General features: G+C 59.6%; 5 protein-coding genes and 1 rRNA gene (1 of these 6 only partly in view). 4 read left to right on the forward strand and 2 right to left on the reverse strand.

The annotated features are described in order from the left end of the window. Positions 1-74: 74 nt before the first annotated feature. Together argC and erpA are read left to right on the forward strand one after the other, a co-directional pair. Positions 75-1,109, forward strand: coding sequence for an N-acetyl-gamma-glutamyl-phosphate reductase (gene argC, locus OZ911_RS02345; protein ID WP_023048033.1), 1,035 nt, complete (start codon positions 75-77; stop codon positions 1,107-1,109). A 146-nt stretch (positions 1,110-1,255) separates the two neighbouring features. Next, positions 1,256-1,606 carry an iron-sulfur cluster insertion protein ErpA gene (gene erpA / locus OZ911_RS02350; protein ID WP_003255511.1) on the forward strand — a complete coding sequence of 117 codons (351 nt, stop codon included), beginning with the start codon at positions 1,256-1,258 and terminating at the stop codon, positions 1,604-1,606. 59 nt (positions 1,607-1,665) lie between these two features. On the opposite strand, the gene OZ911_RS02355 is transcribed toward erpA, so the two are convergent. Both OZ911_RS02355 and OZ911_RS02360 read right to left on the reverse strand, forming a co-directional pair. Then, the gene (locus tag OZ911_RS02355) at positions 1,666-2,757 is read right to left on the reverse strand and encodes an anhydro-N-acetylmuramic acid kinase (RefSeq protein ID WP_016484641.1); all 1,092 of its coding nucleotides are present in this window, start codon (positions 2,755-2,757) and stop codon (positions 1,666-1,668) included. Positions 2,758-2,761: 4 nt separating this feature from the next. After that, positions 2,762-4,183 (reverse strand): peptidoglycan DD-metalloendopeptidase family protein, encoded by a 1,422-nt coding sequence (locus OZ911_RS02360; RefSeq protein ID WP_016484642.1) that lies wholly within the window; start codon positions 4,181-4,183, stop codon positions 2,762-2,764. A gap of 212 nt (positions 4,184-4,395) precedes the next feature. Here OZ911_RS02360 and tyrS point away from each other — a divergent pair, with 212 nt between their 5' ends. Together tyrS and OZ911_RS02370 are read left to right on the forward strand one after the other, a co-directional pair. Further along, positions 4,396-5,595 (forward strand): tyrosine--tRNA ligase, encoded by a 1,200-nt coding sequence (gene tyrS / locus OZ911_RS02365; protein ID WP_016484643.1) that lies wholly within the window; start codon positions 4,396-4,398, stop codon positions 5,593-5,595. Positions 5,596-6,275: 680 nt separating this feature from the next. Next, positions 6,276-6,911: ribosomal RNA gene (locus tag OZ911_RS02370) — 16S ribosomal RNA — on the forward strand (it continues 901 nt past the right edge of the window).

The raw sequence follows: 6,911 nt of genomic DNA on the forward strand, positions 1-6,911 counted from the left end.
AGAGTTGTTACAGGCGCTTCACGCCCCTATCATCGTGCGCTTTCCAGACGGCTCGTTGATAAGGGGCAAGCGTTATGATCAAGGTCGGTATCGTCGGCGGCACGGGTTACACCGGCGTCGAACTGTTGCGTCTGCTGGCACAGCATCCACAGGCCGAAGTGACGGTCATCACTTCGCGCTCCGAGGCGGGCGTGGCGGTGGCGGACATGTACCCGAACCTGCGCGGCCACTATGACGGGCTGGCGTTCAGCGTGCCGGACAGCAAGGCGCTGGCTGCCTGTGATGTGGTGTTCTTCGCTACCCCGCACGGTGTTGCCCATGCTTTGGCCGGTGAACTGCTGGCGGCCGGCACCAAGGTGATCGACCTCTCGGCCGACTTCCGCCTGCAGGATGCCACCGAGTGGGGCAAGTGGTATGGTCAGCCGCACGGTGCGCCAGAGCTGCTCAAGGACGCCGTGTATGGCCTGCCTGAAGTCAACCGCGAGAAGATTCGCCAGGCGCGCCTGATCGCCGTACCGGGTTGCTACCCTACCGCCACCCAGCTGGGCTTCCTGCCGCTGCTGGAGGCGGGCCTGGCCGACCCGTCGCGCCTGATTGCCGACTGCAAGTCGGGTGTCAGCGGTGCCGGTCGTGGTGCGGCAGTGGGTTCGCTGTTCTGCGAGGCCGGCGAAAGCATGAAGGCCTATGCGGTCAAGGGCCATCGTCACCTGCCGGAAATCAGCCAGGGCCTGCGCCTGGCTGCTGGCAAGGACATCGGCCTGACCTTCGTGCCGCACCTGACGCCAATGATCCGTGGCATCCACGCCACCCTGTACGCGAATGTTGTCGACACCTCGGTCGACCTGCAGGCGCTGTTCGAGAAGCGCTACGCCGACGAACCGTTCGTCGATGTGATGCCAGCTGGCAGCCACCCGGAAACCCGCAGTGTGCGCGGCGCCAACGTCTGCCGCATTGCCGTTCATCGTCCGCAGGGTGGTGACTTGGTGGTGGTGCTGTCGGTGATCGACAACCTGGTCAAGGGAGCCTCCGGCCAGGCGGTACAGAACCTGAACATCCTGTTCGGCCTGGATGAGCGGATGGGCCTGTCCCACGCAGGCTTGCTACCGTAAGCGAACTGCGATCGAAATGGCCCGCCTTGCGCGGGCCATTTTGTCAGTCGCGACTAAAGCCGCACAATTCTTGACCAATTTTCTCGGGAAAGCGGATAATGCGCGTCATCGAGTTTTAAGGCGGCAACTGCGCCGGGAGAGTCAACATGAGCGTCGAAACCTTCACCCCTACCGGTCTGGAATTCACCCATGGGGCGGCCCAGAAAGTGAAGAACCTGGTCAATGAGGAAGGCAATGAACGTCTGAAACTGCGGGTGTTCGTGACCGGTGGCGGCTGCTCGGGCTTCCAGTACGGTTTCACTTTCGATGAAGATGTGGCCGAAGATGACACCATCGTCGAGCGCGAAGGCGTGTCGCTGGTGGTCGACCCGATGAGCTTCCAGTATCTGGCTGGCGCTGAGGTGGACTATCAGGAAGGCCTGGAGGGGTCGCGCTTTGTGATCAAGAACCCGAACGCTGCCACTACGTGCGGTTGCGGGTCCTCGTTCTCGATCTGAGATCTCGCTCTACGAAAACGCCGCGCAATTGCGCGGCGTTTTGCTTTCTGGTGTAGCAGTTAGGCCGGGTAGATTGCGCCCAGTACCCGCAAACCCTTGGCCGCCGTCACGCTTGGCCGGTTGGCGCTGATGCCTTCGAGGCAGCAGTGGGCCAGCCAGGCAAAGGCCATGGCCTCGACCCAGTCAGGGTCTACGCCATGGGCGCCGGTACTGGTGACACGGGCCTTGGGCAGCAGTTGGCCGAGGCGGGCCATGAGGGCACCGTTACGTGCGCCGCCACCGCACACCAGCAACGCTTCGGTGCCTTGCTGGGCATTGCTCAGCGAGTCGATGATGCTGCGAGCGGTAAGCTCAAGCAATGTCGCCTGTACATCCTCGTCCGGGTAAGCGGGCAGGCCTGCCAGGTGGCCATCCAGCCAAGGCAGGTTGAACACTTCGCGGCCGGTGCTCTTCGGGCCGCTACCCGCAAAGAACGGGTCGGCCAGCATCGCACTCAGCAAGCCCCCCTGTACCACGCCCGAGGCCGCCCAGGCACCATCGGCATCGTAGGCCTGGCCGCGCTTGCGCTCTATCCAGGCATCCAGCAGCACGTTACCCGGACCGCAGTCGAAGCCGTGGACCGGCTTGTCCTGCTCGATCAGGCTGAGGTTGCTGAAGCCGCCCACATTCAGAATTGCCAGACGCTGGCCCAGGTGGCCGAACAGGGTTTCGTGGAAGGCCGGAACCAGCGGCGCACCTTGGCCTCCGGCAGCCACATCGCGCCGGCGGAAATCGGCAACCACGCTGATACCCGTTAGCTCGGCGAGCAGCGCCGGGTTGCCGATTTGCACGGTAAAACCGCGTGCGGGCTCGTGGCGGATAGTCTGGCCGTGGCTGCCGATGGCGCGGATGGCCTCGGCCCCCAGTCCTTGGCGGGCAAGCAGTTGGCGTATACCTTCGCCTGCCAGGCTGGCCCAGCGGTTTTCGGCCAGCGCCGCGCGGGCTATTTCGTCAGGGCCGCTGCTGCACAGGGCAAGCAGTTCCTGGCGCAGGTCGCCGGGCATGGGCAGGTAATGGGTGGCGAGCAGTTCAAGCTGCTCGCCTTGTTCGATCAAGGCAATGTCAAGGCCATCAAGGCTGGTGCCGGACATTACCCCCAGGTAGAGCGCCATGGGCTTAGCGCTTGTTCGCTGCGAGCAGGGTGGCCTTTTCCTGATCCATACGGGCAATCAGGGGCTGGCTCTGCTGCAGGAAGCGCTGGCGCTCGTTCTTGGCGATTGGATCAGCCATTGGCACTTTCTGGCTCAGCGGATCGACGTGCACACCGTTGACCTGGAACTCATAGTGCAGGTGGGGCCCGGTAGACAGGCCGGTGGTGCCGATGTAACCGATGATCTGGCCCTGCTTTACCGAACTGCCAGTCTTGATGCCTTTGGCAAAGCCCTGCATGTGCCCGTACAGCGTCTTGTAGCGGTTGCCGTGCTGGATGATCACGGTGTTGCCGTAACCGCCACGGCGCCCAGCCAGTTCGATGCGGCCGTCACCGGCAGCCTTGATTGGCGTACCGCGCGGGGCGGCGTAGTCGACGCCTTTGTGCGCGCGGATCTTGTTCAGGATGGGGTGCTTGCGGCCGGCGGAAAAGCGCGAACTGATACGGGCAAAGTCCACCGGCGTACGGATGAAGGCCTTGCGCAGGCTGTTGCCGTCGGCAGTGTAGTAAGTGGTGTTGCCCTGCTTGTTGGTGTAGCGCACGGCGGTGTAGGTCTTGCCGCGGTTGGTGAAGCGGGCGGACAGGATGTTGCCGGTGCCGACCACCTTGCCGTCCATGACCTTCTGCTCGTAGACCACATCGAACTCGTCGCCTGGGCGAATATCCTGAGCGAAGTCGATGTCGTAACCCAGCACCCGGGCCATGTCCATGGTCATGCTGTGGGAGAGACCGGCGCGCTGGGCCGAAGCCGATAGCGAGCTCTTGATCACGCCGTGGGCATAGGCAGTACGAACTACGGGTTTGCTGATTTCACGGTTGAAGGTGTAGCCCTTGGCGGACTTCGTCAGCCGAATGGTCTCGAGATTGCTGACCTTGCTGTGCAGGCTGGCGAGCTGGCCATCCTTGTCGAGCTCGAACTGCAGTACCTGGCCGTGTTTGAGCTGGCTGAACTGCTTGGCCTGCTTGTTACTGGCCAGCAGGTCGTGTACCGCATTGGCCGGCAGGCCGACCTTGGCGAACAGGGTGGACAGGGTGTCGCCACGTGCCACGGTGACTTCGCGGTGGCCAGGCTGCTTGGCTGCTTCGGCGACGGGTTCGGTGGCAGGGGCTGGCTGCTCGGCCGTTTGGGTCTTGGGGGCTGCCTCTTCGATCTGGGCGAAGGGCGAGCCTTGCTCACTTTCTGCCTGCACCAGGGGGGCAGCACGGGATTCGTCTTTCAGCTGCTCGGCCGGGCTCTCCAGCTCGAGGTTGAGGGTGGTTTTCTTGGCTTCCACTTCGCTGGAGGGGAATACCAGCAGAGCCAGACTGAGCAGGGCGGCAATGCCGCTGGCGGCCAACAGATGGCTTTTCGGATAAAGCGGGGGCGCTTTAGGCGGTTCGTTGGTCATGGGTAAGGTGACTTTGAAAAAGTGAAATGGAAAAGATGAATGACATGATGAAGATGAAATAACTGTATAAAATATAACCAAATCCATTTTCACGCAAGGGCGCGTAGACGCCGCAAGCCCGTGCCCGGGTCACATTCCTTTGCGAAACTTGTATTTGACGGCCGATCTTGTATGGTTGGCTCCCCCTGAATCTGAGCCTTGCGGGTTTGTCTATGAAGTCGGTTGAAGAGCAGCTGGCGCTTATAAAGCGCGGCGCGGAAGAAGTACTGGTCGAGTCGGAACTGGTAGAGAAGCTCAAGCGCGGCCAGCCTCTGCGCATCAAGGCCGGCTTTGACCCGACTGCGCCTGACCTGCACCTGGGTCACACGGTGCTGATCAACAAGCTGCGTCAGTTCCAGGAGCTGGGCCATCAAGTCATCTTCCTGATCGGTGACTTCACCGGCATGATCGGTGACCCCAGCGGCAAGAGCGCCACGCGCCCACCGCTGACCCGTGAGCAAGTGCTGGACAACGCCGAGACCTATAAGCAGCAGGTGTTCAAGATTCTCGACCCGGCCAAGACCGAGGTCGCGTTCAACTCCACCTGGATGGACAAGCTGACCCCGGCCGACTTCATTCGCCTGGCGTCGCAGTACACCGTGGCGCGCATGCTTGAGCGCGATGACTTCGACAAGCGTTACACCACCAACCAGCCGATCGCTATTCACGAGTTCCTCTACCCCCTGGTGCAGGGCTATGACTCGGTGGCGCTGAAGGCGGACGTCGAGCTGGGTGGTACCGATCAGAAGTTCAACCTGCTGATGGGGCGCGAGCTGCAACGCGCCTATGGTCAGGAAGCGCAGAACATCGTGACCATGCCGTTGCTCGAAGGCCTCGACGGTGTGAAGAAAATGTCCAAGTCGCTGGGCAACTATGTAGGTATTCAGGAAGCGCCGGGGGTGATGTACAGCAAGCTGGTATCTATCCCGGATACTTTGATGTGGCGTTACTTCGAGCTGCTGAGCTTCCGTTCGATGGAAGAGATCGAGCAGTTCCGTGCCGATGTCGCCAAGGGTGCCAACCCGCGCGACATCAAGATCAAGCTGGCCGAAGAGATCGTTGCGCGTTTCCATGGTGAGGAGGCAGCGGCCAACGCTCACCGTGGTGCTGGTAACCGCATGAAAGAAGGTGAGTTGCCGGAAGACCTGCCGGAAGTCGAAGTGGTTGCAGCGGAAAACTTGCCGATTGCTGCCGTGCTGAACCGGGCTGGCCTGGTAAAGAACTCGGCTCAGGCGCGGGACCTGCTGAGTGGCGGCGCTGTTAAAGTCGACGGTGCGGCCGTGGATCGTGACTTCGTGTTTGCGCTGGGCGCGACCCATGTGTGCCAAGCGGGCAAGAAGTCGTTTGCACGGGTTACCCTCAAGGCTGAGTGAGCGATTGCAGGTGTAGCTATATAGAAGCGGGGAGGCCGAAAGGCCTCCCCGCTTTGTTTTTTTGGGTGTTCGCCTTGGGGTCTTCAGCGGCTGCAAGATCGGGGGCGCTTGATCTCATAGGCGCTGAATGTGTTGTGGCGGACATCTGGTGGCCTTCATAGGGTCTTTCCCCTCATATTTCGATTTCTTGAAATTAAGGGTTGACGCCCTTCTGAATCCCCTTATAATGCGCCCCACTTCCAGCGACATCGGAACGACAAACTCCTTGAGATTCAATGAGTTAGGTAGTTAAGGTGGCGTTGAAAGGGCTGCGATCGAATGATCGCAAGCGGTTGAAATGGTGGTTGACAGCGCTTCTAAACGCTGTATGATTCGCCTCCCGCTACGAGAGATCGCAGCGAGCCAAGTGTTTGAAGCTAAACGAGTTTCTCGCAAAAAACTTCAAAATAAACGCTTGACAGGCTCTGAGGAAAGCGTAGAATGCGCGCCTCGGTTGAGACGAAAAGCTCTTAACCAAACGCTCTTTAACAAATCGAATCAAGCAATTCGTGTGGGTGCTTGTGAGTATGGACTGATAGTCAAAAAGATTATCAGCATCACAAGTGACCATGCGAGAAATCACATAGTCATTTGAGATTGCTGAGCCAAGTTTAGGGTTTCTTAAAAACCCAAGCAGTATTGAACTGAAGAGTTTGATCATGGCTCAGATTGAACGCTGGCGGCAGGCCTAACACATGCAAGTCGAGCGGATGAGAAGAGCTTGCTCTTCGATTCAGCGGCGGACGGGTGAGTAATGCCTAGGAATCTGCCTGGTAGTGGGGGACAACGTTTCGAAAGGAACGCTAATACCGCATACGTCCTACGGGAGAAAGCAGGGGACCTTCGGGCCTTGCGCTATCAGATGAGCCTAGGTCGGATTAGCTAGTTGGTGAGGTAATGGCTCACCAAGGCGACGATCCGTAACTGGTCTGAGAGGATGATCAGTCACACTGGAACTGAGACACGGTCCAGACTCCTACGGGAGGCAGCAGTGGGGAATATTGGACAATGGGCGAAAGCCTGATCCAGCCATGCCGCGTGTGTGAAGAAGGTCTTCGGATTGTAAAGCACTTTAAGTTGGGAGGAAGGGCATTAACCTAATACGTTAGTGTTTTGACGTTACCGACAGAATAAGCACCGGCTAACTCTGTGCCAGCAGCCGCGGTAATACAGAGGGTGCAAGCGTTAATCGGAATTACTGGGCGTAAAGCGCGCGTAGGTGGTTTGTTAAGTTGGATGTGAAAGCCCCGGGCTCAACCTGGGAACTGCATCCAAAA

Origin of the sequence: Pseudomonas fortuita, assembly GCF_026898135.2 — a bacterium.
Taxonomy (GTDB): Bacteria; Pseudomonadota; Gammaproteobacteria; order Pseudomonadales; family Pseudomonadaceae; genus Aquipseudomonas; species Aquipseudomonas fortuita.

Coding starts and splice junctions, on each gene's coding strand:
- argC (WP_023048033.1), top strand. CDS start 75: ATGATCAAGGTCGGTATCGTCGGCGGCACGGGTTACACCGGCGTCGAA.
- tyrS (WP_016484643.1), top strand. CDS start 4,396: ATGAAGTCGGTTGAAGAGCAGCTGGCGCTTATAAAGCGCGGCGCGGAA.
- OZ911_RS02360 (WP_016484642.1), bottom strand. CDS start 4,183: ATGACCAACGAACCGCCTAAAGCGCCCCCGCTTTATCCGAAAAGCCAT.
- OZ911_RS02355 (WP_016484641.1), bottom strand. CDS start 2,757: ATGGCGCTCTACCTGGGGGTAATGTCCGGCACCAGCCTTGATGGCCTT.
- erpA (WP_003255511.1), top strand. CDS start 1,256: ATGAGCGTCGAAACCTTCACCCCTACCGGTCTGGAATTCACCCATGGG.